The organism is Rossellomorea sp. ABR4_004, from assembly GCF_056159585.1.
In genome coordinates this window covers 782,011-804,890 of record NZ_JBSWVM010000001.1, presented here as the reverse complement: position 1 = coordinate 804,890, position 22,880 = coordinate 782,011, and the positions used below count along the sequence as shown (strand labels likewise).

The 22,880-nt window shown below is 40.3% G+C and carries 22 protein-coding genes; 20 read left to right on the top strand and 2 right to left on the bottom strand.

Annotated features, from left to right (window positions below; all coding sequences use genetic code 11):
• The first annotated feature begins 22 nt into the window (after positions 1 to 22).
• Together ACXAF2_RS04450 and ACXAF2_RS04445 are read left to right on the top strand one after the other, a co-directional pair.
• Positions 23 to 1,210, top strand: coding sequence for an MFS transporter (locus ACXAF2_RS04450; RefSeq protein WP_475137542.1), 1,188 nt, complete (start codon positions 23 to 25; stop codon positions 1,208 to 1,210).
• A gap of 80 nt (positions 1,211 to 1,290) precedes the next feature.
• Positions 1,291 to 3,030, top strand: a complete 1,740-nt coding sequence (locus ACXAF2_RS04445) for a methyl-accepting chemotaxis protein (protein WP_475137541.1) — start codon at positions 1,291 to 1,293, stop codon at positions 3,028 to 3,030.
• A gap of 74 nt (positions 3,031 to 3,104) precedes the next feature.
• On the opposite strand, the gene ACXAF2_RS04440 is transcribed toward ACXAF2_RS04445, so the two are convergent.
• Positions 3,105 to 3,878, bottom strand: a complete 774-nt coding sequence (locus tag ACXAF2_RS04440) for a DUF1189 domain-containing protein (protein WP_475137540.1) — start codon at positions 3,876 to 3,878, stop codon at positions 3,105 to 3,107.
• A 245-nt stretch (positions 3,879 to 4,123) separates the two neighbouring features.
• Here ACXAF2_RS04440 and ACXAF2_RS04435 point away from each other — a divergent pair, with 245 nt between their 5' ends.
• The 10 genes from ACXAF2_RS04435 (at position 4,124) to phoU (ending at position 15,542) form a co-directional block, all read left to right on the top strand.
• Positions 4,124 to 5,752, top strand: coding sequence for a Na/Pi cotransporter family protein (locus tag ACXAF2_RS04435; RefSeq protein ID WP_475137539.1), 1,629 nt, complete (start codon positions 4,124 to 4,126; stop codon positions 5,750 to 5,752).
• A gap of 73 nt (positions 5,753 to 5,825) precedes the next feature.
• The gene (locus ACXAF2_RS04430; RefSeq protein WP_475137538.1) at positions 5,826 to 6,305 is read left to right on the top strand and encodes a DUF456 domain-containing protein; all 480 of its coding nucleotides are present in this window, start codon (positions 5,826 to 5,828) and stop codon (positions 6,303 to 6,305) included.
• A 174-nt stretch (positions 6,306 to 6,479) separates the two neighbouring features.
• On the top strand, positions 6,480 to 7,088 hold the full coding sequence (locus tag ACXAF2_RS04425) for a superoxide dismutase (RefSeq protein WP_148969687.1): 609 nt from the start codon (positions 6,480 to 6,482) through the stop codon (positions 7,086 to 7,088).
• 105 nt (positions 7,089 to 7,193) lie between these two features.
• On the top strand, positions 7,194 to 8,408 hold the full coding sequence (locus ACXAF2_RS04420) for an MFS transporter (RefSeq protein ID WP_475137537.1): 1,215 nt from the start codon (positions 7,194 to 7,196) through the stop codon (positions 8,406 to 8,408).
• Positions 8,409 to 8,586: 178 nt separating this feature from the next.
• Complete coding sequence (locus tag ACXAF2_RS04415) at positions 8,587 to 10,716, top strand: peptidoglycan D,D-transpeptidase FtsI family protein (protein ID WP_475139104.1); 2,130 nt, start codon at positions 8,587 to 8,589, stop codon at positions 10,714 to 10,716.
• Positions 10,717 to 11,072: 356 nt separating this feature from the next.
• Positions 11,073 to 12,017: a PstS family phosphate ABC transporter substrate-binding protein gene (locus tag ACXAF2_RS04410; protein ID WP_475137536.1), complete on the top strand. Its 945-nt coding sequence runs from the start codon at positions 11,073 to 11,075 to the stop codon at positions 12,015 to 12,017.
• Between the two features lie 132 nt (positions 12,018 to 12,149).
• Entirely contained in the window at positions 12,150 to 13,055 is a 906-nt protein-coding gene (gene pstC / locus ACXAF2_RS04405; protein WP_475139102.1) for a phosphate ABC transporter permease subunit PstC, read from the top strand.
• 2 nt (positions 13,056 to 13,057) lie between these two features.
• Positions 13,058 to 13,936 (top strand): phosphate ABC transporter permease PstA, encoded by an 879-nt coding sequence (gene pstA / locus ACXAF2_RS04400; RefSeq protein ID WP_427596534.1) that lies wholly within the window; start codon positions 13,058 to 13,060, stop codon positions 13,934 to 13,936.
• A gap of 58 nt (positions 13,937 to 13,994) precedes the next feature.
• Complete coding sequence (gene pstB, locus ACXAF2_RS04395) at positions 13,995 to 14,795, top strand: phosphate ABC transporter ATP-binding protein PstB (RefSeq protein WP_475139100.1); 801 nt, start codon at positions 13,995 to 13,997, stop codon at positions 14,793 to 14,795.
• Positions 14,796 to 14,882: 87 nt separating this feature from the next.
• Positions 14,883 to 15,542, top strand: coding sequence for a phosphate signaling complex protein PhoU (phoU, locus tag ACXAF2_RS04390; RefSeq protein WP_475137535.1), 660 nt, complete (start codon positions 14,883 to 14,885; stop codon positions 15,540 to 15,542).
• Between the two features lie 102 nt (positions 15,543 to 15,644).
• On the opposite strand, the gene ACXAF2_RS04385 is transcribed toward phoU, so the two are convergent.
• On the bottom strand, positions 15,645 to 15,992 hold the full coding sequence (locus ACXAF2_RS04385; protein WP_475137534.1) for a helix-turn-helix domain-containing protein: 348 nt from the start codon (positions 15,990 to 15,992) through the stop codon (positions 15,645 to 15,647).
• Positions 15,993 to 16,344: 352 nt separating this feature from the next.
• On the opposite strand from ACXAF2_RS04385, the gene ACXAF2_RS04380 reads away from it, so the two are divergent.
• The 8 genes from ACXAF2_RS04380 to ACXAF2_RS04345 all read left to right on the top strand — a co-directional run bounded on the left by ACXAF2_RS04380 (position 16,345) and on the right by ACXAF2_RS04345 (position 22,879).
• Positions 16,345 to 17,052 carry a DUF4912 domain-containing protein gene (locus ACXAF2_RS04380; RefSeq protein ID WP_475137533.1) on the top strand — a complete coding sequence of 236 codons (708 nt, stop codon included), beginning with the start codon at positions 16,345 to 16,347 and terminating at the stop codon, positions 17,050 to 17,052.
• Positions 17,049 to 19,364: a glycosyltransferase family 4 protein gene (locus ACXAF2_RS04375; RefSeq protein WP_475137532.1), complete on the top strand. Its 2,316-nt coding sequence runs from the start codon at positions 17,049 to 17,051 to the stop codon at positions 19,362 to 19,364. Before ACXAF2_RS04380 ends, ACXAF2_RS04375 begins: the two co-directional genes overlap by 4 nt.
• Positions 19,361 to 20,368, top strand: coding sequence for a nucleotidyltransferase family protein (locus tag ACXAF2_RS04370; protein ID WP_475137531.1), 1,008 nt, complete (start codon positions 19,361 to 19,363; stop codon positions 20,366 to 20,368). The genes ACXAF2_RS04375 and ACXAF2_RS04370 overlap by 4 nt, the downstream gene beginning before the upstream one ends.
• A 6-nt stretch (positions 20,369 to 20,374) precedes the next feature.
• Positions 20,375 to 20,956 carry a hypothetical protein gene (locus ACXAF2_RS04365; RefSeq protein ID WP_475137530.1) on the top strand — a complete coding sequence of 194 codons (582 nt, stop codon included), beginning with the start codon at positions 20,375 to 20,377 and terminating at the stop codon, positions 20,954 to 20,956.
• A 57-nt stretch (positions 20,957 to 21,013) separates the two neighbouring features.
• Positions 21,014 to 21,163: a 50S ribosomal protein L33 gene (gene rpmG, locus ACXAF2_RS04360; RefSeq protein ID WP_064091498.1), complete on the top strand. Its 150-nt coding sequence runs from the start codon at positions 21,014 to 21,016 to the stop codon at positions 21,161 to 21,163.
• Positions 21,164 to 21,273: 110 nt separating this feature from the next.
• Positions 21,274 to 21,840 (top strand): 5-formyltetrahydrofolate cyclo-ligase, encoded by a 567-nt coding sequence (locus tag ACXAF2_RS04355; RefSeq protein WP_475137529.1) that lies wholly within the window; start codon positions 21,274 to 21,276, stop codon positions 21,838 to 21,840.
• Positions 21,833 to 22,612 carry a DUF92 domain-containing protein gene (locus ACXAF2_RS04350; RefSeq protein WP_475139098.1) on the top strand — a complete coding sequence of 260 codons (780 nt, stop codon included), beginning with the start codon at positions 21,833 to 21,835 and terminating at the stop codon, positions 22,610 to 22,612. The genes ACXAF2_RS04355 and ACXAF2_RS04350 overlap by 8 nt, the downstream gene beginning before the upstream one ends.
• Positions 22,613 to 22,699: 87 nt before the next feature.
• Positions 22,700 to 22,879, top strand: a complete 180-nt coding sequence (locus ACXAF2_RS04345) for a hypothetical protein (protein WP_148969675.1) — start codon at positions 22,700 to 22,702, stop codon at positions 22,877 to 22,879.
• Position 22,880 lies beyond the last annotated feature (1 nt).

Genomic DNA, 22,880 nt, shown 5'->3' with positions numbered 1-22,880 from the left:
GACTATGAAGGGGTTACGAATCATGACGAATAGGCTTCTCCAACTGGTAATCGGATTACTGCCCATATTAATGGTACTGGGAAATTCTATGCTTATTCCCATTCTCCCGAGTATTGAGGCAGATTTACATTTGAATAGCAGCTGGTCCGGTTTTATCTTAAGCTCATTCACGATACCTGCAGCAGTGGTGATTCCGTTTGTGGGGATGTTGTCGGATCGTTTCGGTCGTAAACGAGTAATCATTGTTTCACTATGGATAATGATTCTGGGAAGTGTACTTTGTGTTGTGAGCGGAACAGCAAATGAAACGGTTAGTCTCTTCATGATTGGCCGAGGTTTACAGGGTGTAGGGGCCGCTGGAACGACACCTCTGGCCATGGCATTGATCGGTGACATCTTTCAGGGACGGGAACGCTCAAGGATGTTAGGCTCTTTAGAAGTGTTTAATGGGGTAGGCAAGGTTGTCGCACCCCTTGCCGGTGCCACACTGGCTATCCTTGTCCATTGGAATCATGCATTTTGGGTGTTTCCTGTCTTGTGCCTGGTGATTTTAATTGGAATCAGAAAAACGGTTGAAACGAAAGAGGGTTATCACAAGGCTGACAAAAAGGACCTGTACTCCATCCTTATTTCAAAGGGACGCTTATTATTTCCACTATATGCGATTGGGGGGATAGGCTTATTTTTATTATTCGGCATTCTCTTCTTCCTTTCCTACCACATTGAAGATACTTTTCATATTGATGGTTTTTTCAAGGGATTTACATTTATCTTTCCACTTGGTGCGATGACCATTTGCTCTTACTGGTGTGGGGGGAGGATAAAGACGGATGAGGAACTAGGGTGGACGTATATGAAATGTGGGTTGTTCATGATGTCGTTCCCTTTAGGCTTTCTGATCTTTTTTTCATCATTGGGATTTTTGATGTTCTTTATTACGGTCAGCTTTGGTGGATTGGGCTTAATGCTGCCGGTCATTAATACCTTTATTACGGGGAGTGTTTCGGAGCATGAAAGGGGATTTATTGTCAGTATTTATGGAGCTGTTAGGTTCGGTGGGGTTGCCCTTGGACCTATTGCTTACAGCCTTTGGAAACACGATGTGTTGCAAATGTATTTGATCACCTTTGCATTTTCCCTTCTTAACTTCATGTTATTTATGCTTCTGTCAAACCGTAAGCAGGGGGTCTTTCGTCCTAAAATTCAATAAACCTTTACACAAGCTTTACATTTCCTTCATCTTTCTTTGAGAAAATGAAATGTGGAAAGATTAGGGAAGGGTGTATGAATTTGTCGAAAATATTGAACTTCTTAAGAAAACGGCCTCAGCGGATTAAAAGGGTTCTAAAATGGAAAATGACTGTTCCATTTTCCAAGAGTTTGACATTAAAGCATCGATTATTGGTAGTCATTTTACTCCTGGTTGTCATTACTGGCTCAACAATTGGAGGGATATCTTATTTAAAGTCGAAACAGGCTACGATTCATCTTATGGAACAGCGTTTGGATCGAGAAGTGACCTCGATGAGTGATATCGCACAAAGCTTGATGCTCATTTATGTCGGTAAACAGGACCAGTTTGAGAAAAAACTGAATGATGTGATCAAGAAACAGGATACAGCATTGATCCAAGATAATATTGAAGCACAATTCTATTTTATTAAAGATTCTGTAGCTGTACCATTTTCAGTTAGTAAAGGTTCTGAATTGCAATTTGGGAAACCTCTAATAGATGAAATCGAAGAACTTGAAAAAGGGACTATCGAAACAACCATCGAGGGAGAAACCTATACGATGGCTTTTCATTCGATTCAAGAGCTGCAAGGTGAATACGTGATCGTTGTACCTCAGGAAGAGTATATGCAGGACATTCGGTCGATGGCTGTCTATACACTGGTTATGATTGGTCTTAGCGTTGGGATTGCCTTTATCATTGTTTTATTTTTTGTGAACCGGTTGACCTTACCGATCGCTCAATTGCGTGAATCGATGAAGAAAATAAGGGATGGTGATCTGGCTGCCAACATCCCTGTCGAAACGACGATGCCGGAAATCGTTTCCCTTCAAAAGAGTTTTGATTCGATGACACTGAAAATGAAAGACTTGATACATAATATTCATCAAACAACAGACAGCCTAGCATCCACAGGGATACAGCTTCAAACCTCTTCATCTGAATTATTGAAAGAAAATGAGTATATGGTAGAAACGGTAAGAATGGTGAAAGGGGGGGCAGAAGAAACGGCAGGTACTTCCGAAGTAAGTGTCAACCACTTCCAAGAAATGAATATGACCGTAAAATCCATATTTATGAAAATGAATTCTGTCTTTGAGAAAACAAAGGATATGAATGATTCTGCGGGTGACGGGGAGTACAAGGTTGATAAAATGGTTGGGGGGTTGAACAGGGTATCCGGAGACTTCAAGCAAATGAATAAGATCATTAAAGAAGTCCATGATCAATCGTCCTCCATTGTCACAGTGATTTCATTGATTAATCAAATTGCTGAACAAACGAAACTCCTCGCCCTCAATGCCACGATTGAAGCCGCAAGGGCGGGTGAATCCGGTCGTGGATTTGCGGTTGTCGCCAATGAAGTGAAGAAGCTTGCAGATCAATCATCAGTTGCTACCAAGAATATTAGTGAAACCATTCATACTATGGAGTCAATAACCTTAAATGCTTGCAGTCAATTCGATCAATTTTTCAAAGAATTTCAGTACTACGTATCAGAAGCTACTGAGACACGGGAATCGTTTGATCAGTTGAAAAATGAAATAGATGGTGTTACGACGGATCTGCAAAATATGAAGGCGGACTTGAGCTATTTAGAAATATCTCTCCCAAAGGTGGAGGCTTCAACAGAGGCGTTTTCTTCCGTTTCACAAGAAACGTTAGCGGGAACGGAGCAGATGCTTGCTGCCTTTGAAGAGCAACACGAAAAGGTTAGGAATACACATGAAGTAGGAGAAAAGCTATTGAATGCTTCTAACCAACTAAAGGAATTAAGCAGGCGATTCAAGTTATAGGATGTAACCGAATGGTTCCTATAAAAATGAAGTAAAAGGGTAATCCCTGTCTCCGGGTGAGACAGGGATTCTTATTATGCCCGGATCCTCTTTTGAGGGATCTCTTTCACGACTAAGTAAAGAATGACGGTGATTACAAACCAATCCAATATCGGGGCTGCAGGAATATAGGTTTGCAGCATTTCCATTAGGGTAAAAAATAACGTGGAAACCGTCGCGGAATAGGCGGTGATGCGAAAGCTTTGCCGGTAGTTAACATTTCGTTTAAGAACATTGGCAAACGTAACACCGATTATGGCGAAGAGAGTGATCTTCAAGAACGTCATTCCGGAAGTGAATAAGTATAGAAAAAATAACGCTACGGGAAGGAGAATCCATTTCATATCTATTAACGAATCCAATAGATCAATTAAGCCATCCTTTGTAAGAGCTGTATCGCCAAATAAACTATAGGAAGAAGATTGGACATTCCCTTGATTGATGACTACGAAACTCTTTTCCAAAAAGGCTATCGTATCATCGTTTGCGTCAAGTTTTTCTTCTTTGAGTTCGCCTGAACTGTCAAAGATGATCGTGATGCCTTCCTTTTCTAATGTGATCGGTTCTGATTGATCGGAAGATAACGAACCATTTTCGATTGTAAATGGTGGAAATTCAGCTTCCACTGATTCTCTTACATTGTCGATGGCACTAATCGCAAACGATATAAACTGTACAGCCACTGGTAAAATAGATATTAGTGCCAGTAAGAAAACGTAACGGATCGTCTTGCCAATTCCCTGAAAGCGGAATGTTGCAATGTCTTTTGGGGAATAGATACTTTTATACAATTGTTGAAATACATTCATTTATACTCTTTCTCCTTTCGTGCATACCCTTTCTATTTTATGCTTGTCTTTCATTTGCATCAAGTATGGAGAATATAAACAATTTGGAATGATTATACTTTGTAACATAATTGTAATAAAAGTCGAGTTTTATTAACCTATTGTAAATTTAGAGTAAAAAGTATTTACCTTTTCTATAGAATATATTAAAAATGATATGGGGTTTTTGTTGTTTAATGTCGAAAATTTATGTAGGGGTTGAAAAAATGGAATTAAATTGGCAAGAGATGTTGTTTCAGTTCTTTGGAGGATTAGGGATTTTCCTCTTCGGGATAAAGTATATGGGGGACGGACTACAAAAGTCTGCAGGTGAACGCCTGAAAGAAATTCTTGATAAGTTCACGACCAACCCATTCATGGGCGTATTGGCAGGTATTTTTGTTACAGTCTTAATACAGTCCAGTAGTGGAACAACGGTTATCGTAGTCGGATTGGTAAGTGCAGGCTTCATGACACTCAGACAAGCGATCGGTGTCATCATGGGTGCGAATATCGGTACAACGGTAACAGCGTTTATCATCGGGATCGATATTGGTGAATATGCATTACCAATTATTGCAGTAGGAACAATTATGTTATTCTTCTTTAAGAATAAAAAAGTACACAATTTTGGACAAATGATTTTTGGTTTCGGTGCATTATTCTATGGATTGGAATTAATGGGTGGAGGAATGAAGCCACTGCGTTCACTTGAAGCCTTTCATGACTTAACTGTAAGTATGAGTACAAATCCAATTCTTGGAGTGGTAATTGGAACTCTATTTACTGTAATTGTACAAAGTTCATCTGCAACAATCGGTATTTTACAAGAGCTATACAGTTCAGATTTAGTGGATATCCAGGCAGCACTTCCTATTTTATTCGGGGATAATATCGGAACGACCATTACGGCAGTTCTGGCAGCCTTGGGTGCTTCAGTCGCTGCAAGAAGAGCTGCAGCAGTCCATGTGCTCTTTAATCTGATTGGCTCGACAATCTTTTTAATCATATTGCCATTTTTCACAAAGTTTGTTCTGTTTTTACAATCTTCATTTAACCTGAATGAACCGATGACAATCGCTTTTGCTCACGGCTCATTTAATATAACGAATACGATTATTCAGTTTCCGTTCATCGCCCTATTAGCAGTGATCGTAACGAAATTGATCCCAGGGCAGGATTCACTTGTTGATTACAACTCTAAACATTTAGATCCAATGTTTATTGAACAATCACCTTCCATCGCTTTAGGTCAAGCGAAGGAAGAGGTACTGCGAATGGGTAAATTCGCTGTCAAGGGATTAGAAGAAACCAATGAGTTCTTAAAGTCAAAGAGCTCTAAAAATGCTGAAGCAGCTTATCAAATTGAAGGTGCCATTAATAATCTTGATAAGAAAATCACGAATTACCTGGTTGATTTATCTTCAGCTTCTTTATCTGAAAACGAATCAGAAAGACACTCTATCCTAATGGATACCGTTCGCGACATCGAACGTGTAGGAGATCACTTTGAGAATATCGTTGAACTGATTGAATACCAACAAACCAACAAGGTTAAAATTACAGATGATGCAATGAACGACCTTGAAGTAATGTTTAATCTAACCATTGAAACAGTGGAAAAAGCGTTGAAATCTTTAGACTTAACCGATACTGATATTGCAAGGGAAGTTGCTGAAAAAGAAGATCAGATCGATAAAATGGAAAGAAAGCTTCGCAAACAGCATATTCTGCGTATGAACGAAGGAAAATGCTCGGGACAAGCAGGAATCGTGTTTGTTGATATCGTCAGTAACCTAGAACGTATCGGGGATCATGCAGTCAACATTGCCGAAGCGGTTTTAGAAGTAGAGTAATACAATGTGCTGACTCATTTGATGTTTGTCAAATGGGTCAGTATTTTTTATACTTTATAGGAGGTGTTAAAAGATGGAAATTGTTTATTGGAGTATTATCATCGTATTAATGATTTTAGCCTTTGTAGGATTGATATATCCGATCTTGCCGAGTGTCGTCTTTCTGATTGGAAGCTTTATTTTATATTGTGTGTTATTCAGCTTTGAACCCTTTAGCTGGTTATTCTGGACTGTGCAAGTATTGTTTGTGATGCTTCTATTCGGTGCAGATTATATGGCGAACCTCATAGGGGTAAAGAAATTTGGTGGCACGAAAGCCGGAATCTGGGGAAGTACGATCGGTTTGCTTGTCGGCCCTTTTGTCATTCCTGTCATCGGAATTTTGATCGGCCCGTTTTTAGGTGCGATCATAGGGGAATGGGTCGTGCATAGATCCAATCTAAAGACCGCCGTAAAAGTGGGGGTTGGATCAGTCGTTGGATTCATTTCCAGTGTAGTGACAAAAGGAATCATCCAGATTGTCATGACTGTATATTTCTTTTTGGTTATTTGAGGGGAAAAATATTCTTATGACTAGTAATGAAAATATAGGGGATTTTATTCTTGTATGAGAAAAAGTGAGAAATAGAAGGCAAAATATTTGAACAGATATAGTAGTTTTGGTAATCTTATACTGAAACGGCCTGAATTCATTGTTCAGGAAACTATACATAGGGAGGAATTTATAATGGCTTACGAATTACCGCAATTACCTTACGCATATGATGCATTAGAACCTCATATCGACAAGGAAACAATGAACATTCACCACACGAAACACCATAACGCATATGTTACGAAAGTGAATGATGCACTTCAAGGTCACGATGATTTACTAAGCAAATCCATTGAAGATCTTGTTTCTAACTTAGACGCTGTTCCTGAAGGTGCTCGTACTGCAGTACGCAACAATGGTGGCGGCCACGCTAATCACTCTCTATTCTGGACAGTATTATCTCCGAATGGTGGAGGCGCTCCATCTGGAGAGCTGGCAGATGCCATCTCTTCCAAGTTCGGTAGCTTCGATTCATTTAAAGAAGAATTTGCTAACGCTGCTGCTACCCGCTTTGGCTCAGGTTGGGCTTGGCTAGTGGTAAACAACGGTGAATTAGAAGTAACAAGCACACCAAACCAGGATAGCCCTCTAATGGAAGGTAAAACTCCTGTTTTAGGTCTTGACGTTTGGGAGCATGCTTACTACCTGAATTATCAAAACCGTCGCCCTGACTACATCGGTGCGTTCTGGAACGTTGTAAACTGGGATGAAGTAGCGAAGCGCTATTCAGCTGCTAAATAATTTAATCGTACGAGGAGAGAGGTTCTTTCAAGAACCTCTCTTTTTTTTGTATAACTTCCCTCCCTTTTTCACAAGATAGGGGTACGTTAAAGGGGAGTTTTTCAAATGAGTAGCTATAAAAAGTTATTAGGCGATATTGATTTAACAAGAGATCTTACTCTGCTGCTGTTGATTGGCGGACTATATTCTTTGAGTATTGCGCTCTCAAACACATTTGTAAACATCTACTTGTGGAAGCAATCAGGTGAATTTATTGATTTAGGCATCTATAATTTAACCGTTGTCATCTTTCAGCCATTAACTTTTATATTAGCTGGAAGGTTGGCAAAGAAAGTAGACCGGGTGATTGTATTACGCTTCGGGGTTATTTTTTTGGCTCTATTTTACATATCTGTACTCTCGTTCGGGGAGTCGGCCGAAAGTTACCTGGTTGTGTTAGGGGCGTTGCTCGGTATCGGCTACGGCTTCTATTGGTTAGCGTTTAATGTACTGACCTTTGAAATTACGGAACCTGAAACGAGAGATTTCTTCAATGGTTTCCTCGGTACATTAACGTCAGCTGGAGGAATGATTGGCCCGATCCTCGCAGGTTTTATCATCTCCAGATTTGCTTCGTATAAGGGCTATACCATTGTATTCGGTTTATCTCTCCTGCTATTTGCCATAGCCGTTCTTTTAAGCTTCTTTCTAAAAAGACGACCTGCGTCGGGGCGATATCTATTCCTCAGAATTCTGGAAGAAAGGAAAAACAATGCTAACTGGCGCTTCATTACAAACGCCCACTTCTTCCAGGGGTTGAGAGAAGGAACGTTTATCTTCATTATTTCTGTGTTTGTGTTCATCAGTACAGGAAGTGAATTTGCCATCGGTACATTCGGACTCATAAACTCAGGGATCGCATTCGTAGGCTATTACATTGCATCGCGGGTCATTAAAAAAAAGTTTCGAAAAAAGGCCATATTATTAGGTGGAATCCTTCTCTACCTGGCAATATTCTTGATTGTGTTTGATGTCACTTACACGAAGTTGTTGCTCTATGCCGGGGTGATTGCCATTGCATATCCCATCCTTTTGGTGCCTTATATTTCAATGACATATGATGTAATCGGAACCGGATGGAACGCCGCTGAAATGAGAATCGAGTATATTGTCGTGAGGGAGATTTTCTTGAATTCAGGAAGGATTGTGTCAGTCCTGGCTTTTATCATTGCCGTCACATTTTTTAACCACGAAGAGAGTATCCCCATCCTCCTATTAATGCTTGGAGCGGGCCATACCCTCATATATTTCTTCGTGCGAAAAGTGGACTTACCCATTTAGGATATGTAAGCAAAGGGAGGGAAAGATTTCCTCCCTTTGCTTATGTCTAGATTATCCTTGTATTTTTCTATAAAATAAGAAGGGATGGTAACGATATAAAGATATTTTTACATAGAGGAAGGGTTGGAAAAGGTTGAAAAGAAATAAGAGAAAAAGAAAGACGCATGTTCCCGTTCGGATGAATCTGCTGTTTTTTGCCGTATTCTTATTATTCTCTCTTCTGGTTCTTAGACTGGGACTCGTTCAAATAGTGAACGGAGAAAGCTACAAGAAGGAAGTAGAAAGAACAGAGGATGTTGTCGTCAATACAGGTGTGCCAAGAGGGAAAATGTATGACCGTTATGGTAATGTGATCGTTGATAATGTACCGTTAAATGCGATTACGTATACACGTGCAAACAACACCAAGGTCGAAGAAATGATGGAGGTTGCAGCCAAGCTTTCTGAGTACATTGAAAAAGATACCAAAGAAGTGACAGAAAGAGACAAGAAAGATTATTGGTTATTAAACAATAAAGAACAAGCAGACAAAAAGGTGTCAGAGAAGGAAATTAAAAAGCTTCAAGGCAATGAAGAGTTATCTGAAGACGATGTGAACGCGAAAGTGTACCAAATGAGACTAGATCGGATCACAGAAGACGAGTTAGCGTCACTGACTGAAAAAGATTTAGAAATCATTGCGATTTATCGAGAATTCTCCAGCGGATATGCATTAAATCCACAAGTTGTGAAGAACGAAGGGGTCACCCCGGAAGAATTCGCCGTCGTCAGTGAACATCTTAGTGAACTTCCCGGCATCAATACCACTACAGACTGGAAGCGGTCCTACGTATTCGATGATACATTGAGGACGATCCTTGGGAACGTTTCTTCCTCAAGAGAAGGTTTGCCGAAGAACCTGGTAGATTCCTATTTAGCGAAAGACTACAACCGGAATGATCGTGTAGGGAAGAGTTACGTTGAGTTAGAATATGAAGATGTCCTGCAAGGCCAAAAGGAACAAATCAAAAACGTCACTAAAGGCGGTAGCGTATTGGAATCTGTGCTCGTTCAAGAAGGTCAACGAGGAAAAGATATTGTTCTGACAATCGATATGGAGCTTCAACGTGAAGTCGAAAAAATTATAGAAGAAGAATTACAAAAACAGATTGTGAATCGAGGTGAGTCTCCTAACCTGGATCGTGCTTACGTGGTCATGATTGACCCGAATACTGGGGAAATATTAGCCATGGCCGGAAAACAGTATGTGAAAAACTCTGAAACAGGCAAGTACGAGATGAGAGATGCTGCATTAGGGACCTTTACCTCTTCTTATGAAGTTGGATCTGTGGTTAAGGGTGCCACCGTATTAACCGGTTATATGACCGGGAATTTAAAACCTGGAGAAGTGTTGATCGATGAACCATTAAAAATCAAAGGGACAAAGCCCAAGTCATCATGGTTCAATAGATACCAACGAATTCCCATGTCAGACTTGTTTGCTCTGGAGAAGTCTTCTAATTCATACATGTGGAAGGTTGCCCTTAAAGTAGCAGGGGGTCAGTATGTACCGAATGAGCCGATTGTGAATAATCCGGAAGCCTTTGACATTTTTCGGAACCACTACGCTCAATTCGGATTAGGTGTGCCGACTGGAATCGACTTACCTGGTGAGTCTTCCGGATTGACAGGTACAGACACCACTCCTGGTTTCTTGCTGGATTTAGCGATTGGGCAGTTCGATACGTATACAACGATGCAATTAGCGCAGTACATTTCTACGATTGCCAATGATGGTTATCGTGTGCAACCACACATCATGAAAGAAATAAGAGAGCCGACAAATGATCAAGAAAGCCTGGGACCGATCCTGTTTGAAAAGGAAACGAATGTGCTGAATCGTATCGATGCAACACAAGCCCAGATTGAGCACGTCCAACAAGGATTCTATCGTGTGTACCACTATCCGGATGGTACGGCGTATGATCAATTCAAGGATGCACCATATAATGCGGCAGGTAAATCGGGTACCGCTGAGACGTATGTGGATGGAGAGCTGAACTACAACACGACTCTTATCGGATACGCCCCATTTGATAACCCTGAAGTGGCGTATGCCACGATGGTTCCAGCTTCTCATATCCAAGCAAGCGGAGTAGCCGATCCTTACGTGAATAAATACATTTCCAAACGTGTGATGGATACGTACTTTGAACTAAAGAAGAAACGAGCAGAAGAAGTGAAAGATCCCACTTCAGTTAACAAGAAGGTAGAAAACGCTGAAGAGGCAGAAGAACAAATGCAAGAGGAAAGAGAACAGAATAACTAAACAAACGTTAGCTGATTTCCACGAAATAACTTTCTGGGGATCAGTTTTTTTATTGTGGTATTTAAGTCTTTTTACTTAAAATCAAAGGATCATTTTTATAATAAAAATGAGAATCAAGGTCAAATCGATAGATATTTGACCTTTTTTAATGGAAGCTACATAATTTGCAAATCATTGTCTAATACTATGTTTAATAAGGGTTTGACGAGATTTTTCAGGTTATGGGAAGGTCTAAAGATGAAGAAAAATGTCGAATTTACAAAACCTTTACAAACGGTTAAAACCTCATTAACACTCATCTATTAATCTATTACTCGTAGGACAAAACAACCAAGTTTCTTAGGGGGAATTTAGGAATGAAAAGCTTTAAGTATCTGGCAATGTCAGCAATGATCGGATCAGCTCTTGTATTAGGAGCATGTGGTGCTCAAGGTGGAGCAGAAGGCGGCAATGGTGAAAATGCGGAGCAGTTATCCGGAAATGTAAAAATGGATGGTTCATCAACAGTAGCTCCAATCATGGAAGCTGTTAACGAAGAATACGCAGCTACACAGCCTGATGTGAAAGTATCTATCGGTGTTTCCGGTTCTGGTGGTGGATTTGAAAAGTTCATCGCAGGTGAAACTGATCTTTCAAACGCTTCCCGTCCAATCAAAGACGAAGAAAAGCAAAAGCTGGAAGAAGCTGGTATAGATTTCACTGAATTCGAAGTGGCTAAAGATGGTCTTACAATCGTTGTTAACAAAGAAAATGACTGGGCAGAAGACATGACAGTTGAAGATCTTCAAAAGCTTTGGGTAGAAGATGGAAAGACAAAAAAATGGTCTGATATCAACCCGGAATGGCCCGATGAAGAAGTGAAATTCTATTCTCCTGGTACTGACTCGGGAACATATGATTATTTCAACGAAGTCATTTTAGAAGAAAAAGATATGGTTAAACAAAACATTCAGCTTTCTGAAGACGATAATGTTCTTGTACAAGGTGTAACGGGTGATAAAAACGCAATCGGATTCTTCGGTTATGCTTATTACCTTGCAAATAAAGAAGAACTTAAAGCAGTGAAAATCGGCGGAGTTGAGCCGAATAACGAAACAATCGAGAGCGGGGAATACACTCCACTATCACGTCCATTGTTTGTTTATGCTAAAAACGCTTCTGTTAAAGATAATGAAGCTGTATATGATTTCATGAAATTCACTCTTGATAACTCTGCTGAAATGGCAGAAGCAGTTGGATATGTAAGTCTTCCTGAAGATAAAATCAAAGAAGCTACTGAAAAATTAGAAGGTCTTAAATAAGTATTAATCGTTGTTAAAGTCAAAATGAACGGATGAGAAGCGATTACTTGCTTCTCATCTTGTCATGTGGATGAAAGGGGTTTGCATTATATGGCTACAAATTCAAAAGGATCATCATACTCTGTTTCAGAGATGATTGCACAAAAAAGTGGTAAAGGCATAAATCGTTCTGTTGAAAAGTCTATACCATGGATCTTGTTTGCAATAGCCGGGGTTTCAGTATTAACAACCATAGGTATCGTATTTACTCTTATCTTTGAAACATTTACATTCTTTTCAAGAGTATCCGTATTTGAGTTCATAACAGGAACAGAATGGTTTCCTTTTTCCATTCAGAATCCAAGTTACGGAATCATTCCTTTAATCTCGGGCACATTGAAGATTACCGGAATAGCTGTAGTGGTAGCAGTACCGATAGGACTTGCTTCCGCCATTTATTTGAGTGAGTACGCAACGGATCGTTCAAGACGGTTCATCAAACCGATATTAGAAGTGTTAGCGGGGATTCCAACGATTGTATTTGGATTCTTTGCTCTAACATTTGTTACTCCTTTATTGAAGTCATTTATACCTGGATTAAGTATATTTAATGCATTAAGTCCTGGAATTGTAGTGGGGATCATGATTATTCCCATGATTGCTTCTCTATCTGAAGACGCGATGTCGTCTGTTCCGAATTCCATACGTGAAGGTGCACAGGCATTAGGGGCAACTAAATTAGAAGTGGCACTTAAGGTTGTTTTGCCCGCTGCTGTATCAGGCATCGTTGCATCGATTGTTCTTGCCATCTCCCGTGCAATTGGAGAAACCATGATTGTAACGGTTGCTGCAGGAGCTTCTCCAAACCTTTCTTGGAATGTTACTGATTCCATCCAAACGATGACAGCGTACATCGTTCAGGTAAGTACAGGAGATGCAGGGTATGGAACGACGATTTACTATAGTATTTATGCAGTAGGTTTCACATTATTCTTATTCACGCTTGGTATGAACCTGCTTGCCCAATACATCTCTAAGCGATTCAGAGAGGAGTATTAATCATGAAGTATATCAATCATGAAAATGTCTTAAAGAAGATGTCTTCCAGACTAATGGTGAATAGCGTCTTTAAAGGGCTTTTCTTCCTGGCGACTTTATTTGGCTTAGTCGTGTTAGCTGTACTTTTATATCGGGTATTCACTCAAGGAATTGGATACTTGGATCTGCAATTTTTACAAAATGTGGGATCGAGGTTCCCCGAAAAAGCAGGGATTTATGCAGCCTTTATGGGAACGATCTGGCTGATGTTCGTTGTTGTCATCGTTTCATTCATATTAGCAGTGGGAACGGCCATTTATTTAGAAGAATATGCTAAACAAAACAAAATCAATAAATTTATCAAAGTTAATATTTCTAACCTTGCAGGTGTTCCTTCCGTTGTATTTGGTCTTTTAGGTTTAACGATCTTTGCCCGGGCTTTTGCCCTTGGTCAAAGTGTACTGGCAGCCGGTTTGACGATGAGTTTGCTTATTCTGCCTGTCATTATTGTTGCAGCACAAGAAGCGATTCGTTCTGTACCAAGAGAGTTAAGGGACGCATCGTATGGTATGGGAGCTACAAAGTGGCAGACTATTACTAGAGTCGTATTACCAGCCGCAATTCCCGGAATTCTGACAGGAAGCATTTTAGCGTTTTCCCGTGCAATCGGAGAAACAGCTCCACTCGTCGTTATTGGGGTACCAACGATTTTACTATTTACACCAGGTTCCATCTTGGATACATTTACAGCACTTCCAATGCAAATTTACGATTGGACGAAACGGCCACAAGCAGATTTCCATGATGTAGCAGCAGCAGGTATTATTATCCTGTTAGGCTTACTGTTACTAATGAACTCGATCGCAGTGTTGATTCGTAATAAATTTCAAAAAAGATATTAATATCTCTTATTTATTGGTTTTTAATGGATGAAGGAGGCTTTCAATTATGGAAACAACAATGGTGAACAACAATAATAAAGGAAAGATCAATAGTTCGGTAAGTAAAGAGCCCGTTTATCAGACAAAGCAGCTTAACTTATGGTACGGTACGAATCACGCGTTAAAAAATATTGATTTAGATATTATGGAAAATGAAGTGACGGCCATCATCGGTCCATCCGGTTGTGGGAAATCCACTTATATTAAAACATTAAATCGTATGATCGAGCTGATTCCAAGCGTAAAAACTTCAGGCGATATCTTTTATCGTGAGCGTAATATTTTTGATCGTAATTATCGTGTCGAGGAATTAAGAACAAAGGTGGGAATGGTCTTCCAAAAACCTAATCCGTTCCCTAAGTCGATTTATGACAACATTGCGTACGGTCCCCGTATCCATGGAATTAAAAACAAAAAAATGCTGGATGAAATTGTGGAAAAAAGCTTAAGGGGAGCAGCGATTTGGGATGAAGTCAAAGATCGCCTGAATCAAAATGCATATGGTCTATCGGGTGGACAACAGCAGCGTATCTGTATAGCAAGATGCCTTGCTATTGAGCCGGACGTCATTCTGATGGATGAACCTACGTCTGCTCTGGATCCGATTTCTACATTAAAGATTGAAGAACTGGTTCAAGAGTTAAAAACAGAATATAGCATTATTATTGTTACTCATAATATGCAACAGGCTGCACGTATTTCAGACCGCACAGCTTTCTTCCTGAACGGGGAAGTAATTGAATTTGACAAAACAGATAAAATCTTCTCTACTCCATCTGATAAGCGTACAGAAGACTATATCTCCGGTCGTTTCGGTTAATTCACATTTGAAGAAGGATAAATATCACTGGATGTTTAATTCCTACTATTGAGAAGCTTAAGTGTTGAAAGAGGAAGGGGTATAATCATGGCAGTAAGAGGACAATTTGATGCGAATTTGAAAGAGCTGCAAACCAAACTAATGGATTTGGGTAATATTGCGAAGATTGCACTTGAGAGAAGTATCGTGGCGTTAGAAGAAAAGGATGTTGATACGGCGCTTGCCATTATCGAAGGAGACCAGAAAGCCGATGATCTGGAAGAGGAAATCAATGATTTAGCCATTCTGACTATAGCTAAGCAACAACCGGTGGCAACTGATTTAAGAAGAATCATCGTGGCTATCAAAATTGCTTCAGACTTGGAAAGAATCGCAGATTTCGCTGTGAACGTAGCGAAATCAACGATCCGTATTGGTAATGAACCTCTGATCAAACCGATTCATCATATTAAAGAAATGCATGCCATCACATCTGAAATGATTCAGCTTACATTAGAGTCATTTGTCGAAGAAGATGTGGCGAAAGCAAAGAAAATCGCTGATATGGATGATAAGGTGGATGACTTATATGGTGAAACGATTGTAGAGCTTCTGACTCTCAATAAAGAAAAGCCTGAATTCACGGCTCAGATTACCCAACTTTCATTCATCTGCCGCTATCTTGAAAGAGCTGCTGATCATTCAACGAACATTGCAGAAGGTGTATTCTATTTAGTGAAAGGCCGTCGTTACGACTTGAATGAATAGACACTTTTAAAAAAAAGCTGTCCCACAAGGACAGCTTTTTCTATGCATTCTATTGAGTATCATGTTAGTCAGTGAATGTAAGGTTCATTCATGACCATCTTTTTATAGCTTCGAAATAAGTTGCTGAACTTCATATTTAGAAAGTGCAGATTGCTTTGCGATTTGTTCGACAGGTATCCCTTGTTGATACAGTGCAATGACTTGATTTTTCACAACCTCATGAATGGGTTTCCTGACAGGTGATGTTCGTTGTAAAGGAGCATCGCCATTCACCATCAACTCTTCTTCCAGTACCCTTATTCTCTTCTTTAATTGATAATGCTCTTGAAGAACATTCATTGACAATTCTTCTATGTCTTTTTCAATATCACGATACCGATCCCGTTGGAAAAACGAAATGACAAGTAATAGGATAGAGAAGCTTACTAATCCAATGAATAGTAAATCCACTATATCACCTCATGCAGTATTATTCTCCTTTAGTTATAGCATAGATAATGGCTTATCTCTATAAGATAGAAGGATAAATTTGTGGAAAGAACCAATATTTTGTCGAATCCCACTGGTCAATTATGAAAGAATCTTGTCGTTCAGATAATGTAATCGCTTTAATATCATTCCAGCATAATAATTTGTAAAAAAAATGCATGATAAACCCCACTATCTCCACGTATAACAAGATACGACAAAATGCGTTTATTGTAGGTTTTTGAATAGGGTGTTACGATGAAATTATAGATAATTGTCATAATTTTTAGATTGAAAATATATAATATTTGGTTACTCTTTAGGAGGAATTGTTTTGATCACAGAAATCATTCGGTTAAAAGAACAAGGAGTGTCATTCAGGAAAATTGCCAAAGAGCTGAATACTACCGTCGGTAAAGTTCAGTATCAATGGGTGAAGTACCAGAAGGCTCAGGGAAACTCTACTGCAAATGAGGTTGCCCCTGTAGAAGTGATTGAGCCGAAAATACCCAAAAAACGGGTTGGGAGAGCTTCCTTTGGAAGAAAGATGCCTAAGCCCCGTGCGAAAAACCCACGAGCCACTGAATTATCGATCATGTTCTCTACGTCATCCAGAATCTACTGCTATTGGAACATTACTCAAGAATGGATTCGCCATGTGAAAAGCCATTTTAAAATGAATGCTGACCCTCAACCATTTGTCCTTCGTTTATATGATATTACATCGATTTCTTTTAACGGACATAATCATCACACATACTCCGATTCATATGTTCCCCATACGGAGAGTGATTGGTTTGTAAATGGCCTAAAGGAAAACAGAAGCTACTGTATGGAAATTGGATTACGCATACCATCAGGTGACTTTGTTGCATTCACCCGGTCCAATGTACTCCACACCCCTAGAACGTCCCATCAGCAGGAGTATCATAGTATGAAAGAGTTATTTGAATATGAGCAAGGATTAATTAAAGAACCGAAATGGGTGGAGCATGTGAGCACCTATTCGTATTATGTAATGAATCAGGAGGAAAAGGCATGAAAGGACTTTCCGCAGTGATGATTTATCCACAATTTAACGAACTGGCTTTTTCACAATGGAACGAACGGGAAGACATACTCACTTCTATCCTTCTCGAAAATAGTGCATTGGTAGATCTTCTGCAGCGTAACGGAGCATCCTCAATACCAGTCGTGATGAACCCTATCCTCTTCTCACTTTTTATGAGTGAAGAGTTTAAGGAGAAAGCTCACTCAATCATTCAATCCAACCTTCTACAAGCAAAGCCGCATGAAAAGAGTAAATGGCAGCTGGTCTATTCACAGTGGTCGACCCATGACATGAATTTCGTACAAGCCTATAAGAGTCTGGTGGTAGAAGGTAAAGCTACCGTGATTCCTACGACTGTAAGCTCATTTCCACTGACACATTACAGGACTCCGAGGGCGATTGAATCTCAGGTGCGCATGAGTACATTATTGTATAAGCAGTATTTCCAAATGATTCCGAAGTTTTTTTGGTTACCACGTGCAGCGTATGTTCCTGGAATTGACCTATACCTTACTAAACAAGGAATCGAATTCACATTTATTTCCTCATACTCGTATGAACATAGTGAAAAAGAGAAGGACAGCGGTGTCATTAGAACACCTAGGGGGTTAAAGTTAATACCGGTTTCAGAAGGAAGAATCGGGGCATTAGAAGAGAACGGTCATTCACTCTCCGTTGTTTTCATCGAGGATCATTCAAGCTATGATGAATGGATAAAAGGGGAGTCCACACACTCATTAGAGGAGAAGATGGATTCTTCCACTGCTCTTTCCAGAGTAGGTTTCGGATATCTTGGGATGGAGAAGCAAACCCCTATTCTTTCTGACACGGCCATGAAGAATATTCGAATCATTCATCGTATGGAAGAGAAACTTGACGATCTGTATTCATCTGCAGGACAGACAGAGGTCGCACATCAACTAATGAGGGAATGGATCGCTAGCCTGGAAGGGACGAATATCGAGTCTAGCCTGACGACTATTCATTTTGACAGCTTACTTGATATGGTAACGGAAGGTCTGGTTGATGAACACTTATTCCTTCATCGTAAGAGGGTCGTTCCATTTCCATCTGATGAAGTCCTTGAAAAGCTTTTCGCAGGCAATGTAGAAGAAAAAGGAATGAAACAGGATTCCGTTCTGATCCTCTCATGGGAATACCCGCCGAATATCGTGGGGGGACTCTCGAGGCATGTGTATGATCTGGCAAATAATCTTGTGAAAAAAGGGAAACAGGTGCATGTACTTACAACGAAAGCCAATGATGCCCTGGCTATTGAAAGAATGGAAGGTGTGACGATTCACCGGGTGCACCCCCTGCATCCATATGAAGAAGACTTCTTTAAATGGGTATTTGATTTAAATCAGGCGTTCATTCATTACGCTCATGATCTAATAAGAGATGAAAGAATCACTCATATTCACGCCCATGATTGGATTGTCTCCACTTCAGCAATGAAACTGAAAGAGTACTATAGGGTTCCTCTCATCACAACCATTCATGCTACAGAACATGGACGCAATCAAGGAATATATACCGATTTGCAACACAAGATTCACCGGGAAGAGCAGCTTCTCATTCGTGCATCTGACCACCTTATTGTGTGCAGTGAGCATATGAAGGACGAAATCAAGAGCTTATTTACAATCGAAGCACCAGTCGCTGTAATACCAAATGGCGTGGAGTTAGAGAAGCTCTATCAATCTTCTCCTTATAGCATTGAACGGCCATCCACCCCGTATTTCTTTTCGATCGGGCGGATGGTTCATGAGAAAGGGTTCGACACGATAATCAGGGTAGCCTCACAGTTAAAGAGAGAAGGATTCAACATCTCTTTTGTCATAGCAGGAAAAGGACCGATGTTAGAGCATTATCGACAAATGGTAGCCCATGAAGACCTGAGTGATTGTGTGTCCTTCATCGGATACATTTCTGATAGGGAGCGGAATGACTATTTGAAAAATTGTTTAGCGGTCATTTTCCCAAGCCTGTATGAGCCATTCGGCATTGTTGCCCTGGAGGCGATGGCTTTCCGTAAAGGAGTGGTAGCATCCAATACAGGAGGACTAAAATCAATCGTGAAACATGAACAAACCGGCTTATTATTTGAGCCCAATCATGAACAAAGCCTTTATGGACAATTGGTCTCATTAATTGAAAACCCTTCAAAATCGGAGCAATTAGGGAATCTCGGTTTCAAAATGGCTGAATCCATGTTTAGTTGGGATCGGATCGCTGAACAAACCATCCACGTATACGATGATGTACTGCTTCAATCAAAAGTAGAAGGCATAAAAAGATGAAGGCCGTGATATTGGCAGGTGGAGAAGGCAAGCGGTTAAGGCCCTATACAATGTCGATTGCAAAGCCGATGGTTCCGATTTTGAATAAGCCAATTCTGGAATACAGCATCAACCTCCTCAGGTCCTATGGCATTAAAGATATTCTCATCACGACCTGTTACAAAAGTGAAACGATTAAAGACTATTTTGGTGATGGGAAGCGTTTCAATGTAAACATTACCTACCTTGAGGAAAAATCCCCACTTGGAACAGCAGGAGGGATCTTCCTCGCCAGGCACAGACTTCGTGAACCGTTCCTGGTGTTAAGTGGAGATGCATTCACGAATATTCCAATAGATAAAGTCATTGAATTCCATTACGAGAAAAGAGCGGTAATGACCGTTGTCTCAAAAGAAGTTGAGAACCCAAAAGAATATGGGATTTGTCATACAGACGAAAATCGTAAATTGGTTAACTTTACTGAAAAGCCGGAAGAGTGGGTAGGAAATGAGGTGAATACGGGGGTATATATGTTAGATCCACGATTGCTCGATCGCTATGCTCATTTAGGAGCGAGGGATTTCGGTCAGGATTTCATTCCTCAGCTTCTTACGAACAATGAGGAGGTCTATGTTTTTAAAACAAATGCTTATTGGAGAGATATCGGAAACCCGGAAGAATATAAATGCGCCCGTGATGACCTCATGAGGGGACAATATTCTCCCCCCTCCTTAAAAAAAGGCCTCCACCATTCTAAAGACTTTATTGAGCCTTTCATCACCAGACTTCAAGTAGCGTGTCCAAATGGTAAAAAGCCCATCGTCCTTGCTAAATTACTGGAAACCGTTCCGTCTTCCTCCAGTCAGAAAGAGATCGTTTTTGACCATAGAGATGGCGGCCGAACGAAAATCATCAGTGATCCAAAAAGAGGATTCATCATTTATTCCAAAGCTGACAGACGAAATCTGGCAAGGGAGCTTGCCAGATATTATGGAAAAAAAATAAAAATCTGGCAAAAGGTGTAGAGGCTAATGAAGGAGAATCCGAATGGAAAATTCCATATACAAGGAATAGCCTGGACCAGGAATAATGAATATGTACCCCTTTACTCAGAGAAACTAACCTCTCTTACCGGCATAAGTGTGAACATTCATGAACATATTGAAGGATGGGGGGAATCCTTGGCCTTTGAAATGGAAAATACCACAAAGGAAAGCAGGCATCTAAAGGTTTTCTTTCTAATTGAATGGCTCGCCTGTAAAGAAGATGGAGTTGGGGTATTATCACTATCCAAGGATACGTTCTGGAATTACAGTGGTAAACTTGTTGCCATCACGAACATTGTTTCCTGCGCGGGCTCTGTTAAGAAATCCATCTATCCCCTCAACTTGAAAGGCTTACAATTATGGAAGAAATCCCTGAGTAACGGAAGCCTTTACTACTATCCGATCACCAATGGCCTTAATATGATGGTCTATATGTTAGACTTCTCATTCAAGCCTTTTGAAGTGAAACAAGGCAAAGTGTATGCCATTGAAGGAGCATTGGAGGAAGAGGTTTCAAATTTAAGCGATAGAATAAAAAACGGACTAGCATTTCCGAAAGAAAAGTGATATTATAGAAAAGTCGTATGAATAGTAGAAGATGTATATGTTTGGAGGGAAACAATAATGCGTGTAAACATTACTTTGGCTTGCACAGAAACTGGTGAGCGTAACTATATTACTACAAAGAACAAGCGTAACAACCCAGACCGTCTTGAGCTAAAAAAATATTGCCCGAAATTAAAGCGTGTGACTCTTCACCGCGAAACGAAATAAGCAGCCGGATTTTATCCGCTGCTTTTTTTTATGCTCATAACTGTTACAACATCGCAATTACATAGAGAATCCATTAAAATAATATCTGTATAGTAGTATGGAGGGATAGTATGTCTAAAAAAGAACTACGGAATCTTCAGCTTCAATCATTAAAATCAATCAATCATATCGCGTTTCAACAAAAGTGTTTTAGAATAGAACAATTACTCTTTGAATCTCCTGAGTGGAAGAAGTGCAACACCGTAGCGGTGACCATTTCAAAGCCTCCGGAAATCAATACGTGGACTATTATCAAACGGGGTTGGGAGGAAGGGAAAACGATAGTAGTCCCTAAATGTTTTCCAAAAAACCGTGAATTAGTCTTCTTTGAGCTTCATGATTTCCACCAGCTCGAACAATCCTATTTTGATTTGTATGAACCGAATCCCGACAAGTCAACCATTGTACATAATGATGTTATTGAATTGATGATCGTTCCAGGTTTAGCTTATACAGAAAAGGGCTATCGTCTGGGGTTTGGCGGCGGATATTATGACAGGTTACTCTCAAGTTATTCAGGTCTGACGATGTCTCTTGCCTTTGTGGAGCAAATGGTCGATACATTGCCAATCGAATCTTTCGACATTCCCGTAGGAACGATCTTGACGGAAAAGGGACGAATCGATTGTGATGAATGAGTATTTCTTTCTTCTCCTTATTATTTTCACTATCGCCATAGCAGGATGGAAAACCAGTAATTTAAGTCTTTCAGGCGCTGTAATGGCCATAATGGTAGGCCTGGCTATTGGATGGTCATATGGGTTTAGTGGGCTGTTTATATTAGGCGTATTCTTCCTGTCATCGAGTATATGGTCTCGCCTTTTTAAGAAAAGCAAGCTAGGAATCGAGGAGCGCTTAGCGAAAACGTCCATTAGGGACTGGCAGCAAGTGTTGGCGAATGGTGGACCTGCAGCCCTCTTTGCCATATTATTCAGTGTAACGGGAAACGAAGTCTGGACACTCGCCTTCATTGCGTCAATCGCGGGGGCAAACGCTGATACATGGGCCTCTGAAATCGGTCCTCTCAGTCATAAAATGCCGTTTTCCATAAGAACGTTCACGAGAGTTCCCAAAGGCACATCGGGTGCTGTTTCCGGCCTTGGTACAGCAGCGGCTATCTTTGGAGCAGCCCTTATCTCACTAGCATCATTGATTTTGTTGAATGTCATGGATGTATCGCTCTTTTTGCTTCTTCTCCTTTCAGGCTTTTTAGGAAATATCCTGGATACACTACTTGGCGCGTTCGCACAGCTTGAGTACCGGTGTAAGGTCTGCGCACTTCGAACAGAGTCATCCGTACATTGTGACCATCACACAGAAAGGACGAAAGGGTTCCCGCTCATGAACAATGAGACAGTGAATGCGCTTTCGAGTCTTTTTGCAGGAGCACTTATGCTCATATTCTATTGACGGTAACGAAAGAAAGTATCGTTTCCTTGTAATTTAGTGGGATAAGCTTCTCTATATTGATCCAAACTACTAGCAGGAGGGATCATCATGAACGGATGGACAAAATGGTTAGTGCTGGGCGGTTTGGTTCTTTTTCTGATTCCGAATCGATATCGACTGTTGAATGTACTTCTAGGGAACTTTCTGATCAGAAAATTTGCTGTGAAAGCAGCGATGGGCATACCTGGTATCCGCTCTAAATTCATTCAAGGTGCATTCAGAGGATAAC

Coding starts and splice junctions, on each gene's coding strand:
- ACXAF2_RS04450 (WP_475137542.1), top strand. CDS start 23: ATGACGAATAGGCTTCTCCAACTGGTAATCGGATTACTGCCCATATTA.
- ACXAF2_RS04440 (WP_475137540.1), bottom strand. CDS start 3,878: ATGAATGTATTTCAACAATTGTATAAAAGTATCTATTCCCCAAAAGAC.
- ACXAF2_RS04435 (WP_475137539.1), top strand. CDS start 4,124: ATGGAATTAAATTGGCAAGAGATGTTGTTTCAGTTCTTTGGAGGATTA.
- ACXAF2_RS04430 (WP_475137538.1), top strand. CDS start 5,826: ATGGAAATTGTTTATTGGAGTATTATCATCGTATTAATGATTTTAGCC.
- ACXAF2_RS04425 (WP_148969687.1), top strand. CDS start 6,480: ATGGCTTACGAATTACCGCAATTACCTTACGCATATGATGCATTAGAA.
- ACXAF2_RS04420 (WP_475137537.1), top strand. CDS start 7,194: ATGAGTAGCTATAAAAAGTTATTAGGCGATATTGATTTAACAAGAGAT.
- ACXAF2_RS04415 (WP_475139104.1), top strand. CDS start 8,587: ATGAATCTGCTGTTTTTTGCCGTATTCTTATTATTCTCTCTTCTGGTT.
- ACXAF2_RS04410 (WP_475137536.1), top strand. CDS start 11,073: ATGAAAAGCTTTAAGTATCTGGCAATGTCAGCAATGATCGGATCAGCT.
- pstC (WP_475139102.1), top strand. CDS start 12,150: ATGATTGCACAAAAAAGTGGTAAAGGCATAAATCGTTCTGTTGAAAAG.
- pstA (WP_427596534.1), top strand. CDS start 13,058: ATGAAGTATATCAATCATGAAAATGTCTTAAAGAAGATGTCTTCCAGA.
- pstB (WP_475139100.1), top strand. CDS start 13,995: ATGGTGAACAACAATAATAAAGGAAAGATCAATAGTTCGGTAAGTAAA.
- phoU (WP_475137535.1), top strand. CDS start 14,883: ATGGCAGTAAGAGGACAATTTGATGCGAATTTGAAAGAGCTGCAAACC.
- ACXAF2_RS04375 (WP_475137532.1), top strand. CDS start 17,049: ATGAAAGGACTTTCCGCAGTGATGATTTATCCACAATTTAACGAACTG.
- ACXAF2_RS04370 (WP_475137531.1), top strand. CDS start 19,361: ATGAAGGCCGTGATATTGGCAGGTGGAGAAGGCAAGCGGTTAAGGCCC.
- ACXAF2_RS04365 (WP_475137530.1), top strand. CDS start 20,375: ATGAAGGAGAATCCGAATGGAAAATTCCATATACAAGGAATAGCCTGG.
- rpmG (WP_064091498.1), top strand. CDS start 21,014: ATGCGTGTAAACATTACTTTGGCTTGCACAGAAACTGGTGAGCGTAAC.
- ACXAF2_RS04355 (WP_475137529.1), top strand. CDS start 21,274: ATGTCTAAAAAAGAACTACGGAATCTTCAGCTTCAATCATTAAAATCA.
- ACXAF2_RS04350 (WP_475139098.1), top strand. CDS start 21,833: ATGAATGAGTATTTCTTTCTTCTCCTTATTATTTTCACTATCGCCATA.
- ACXAF2_RS04345 (WP_148969675.1), top strand. CDS start 22,700: ATGAACGGATGGACAAAATGGTTAGTGCTGGGCGGTTTGGTTCTTTTT.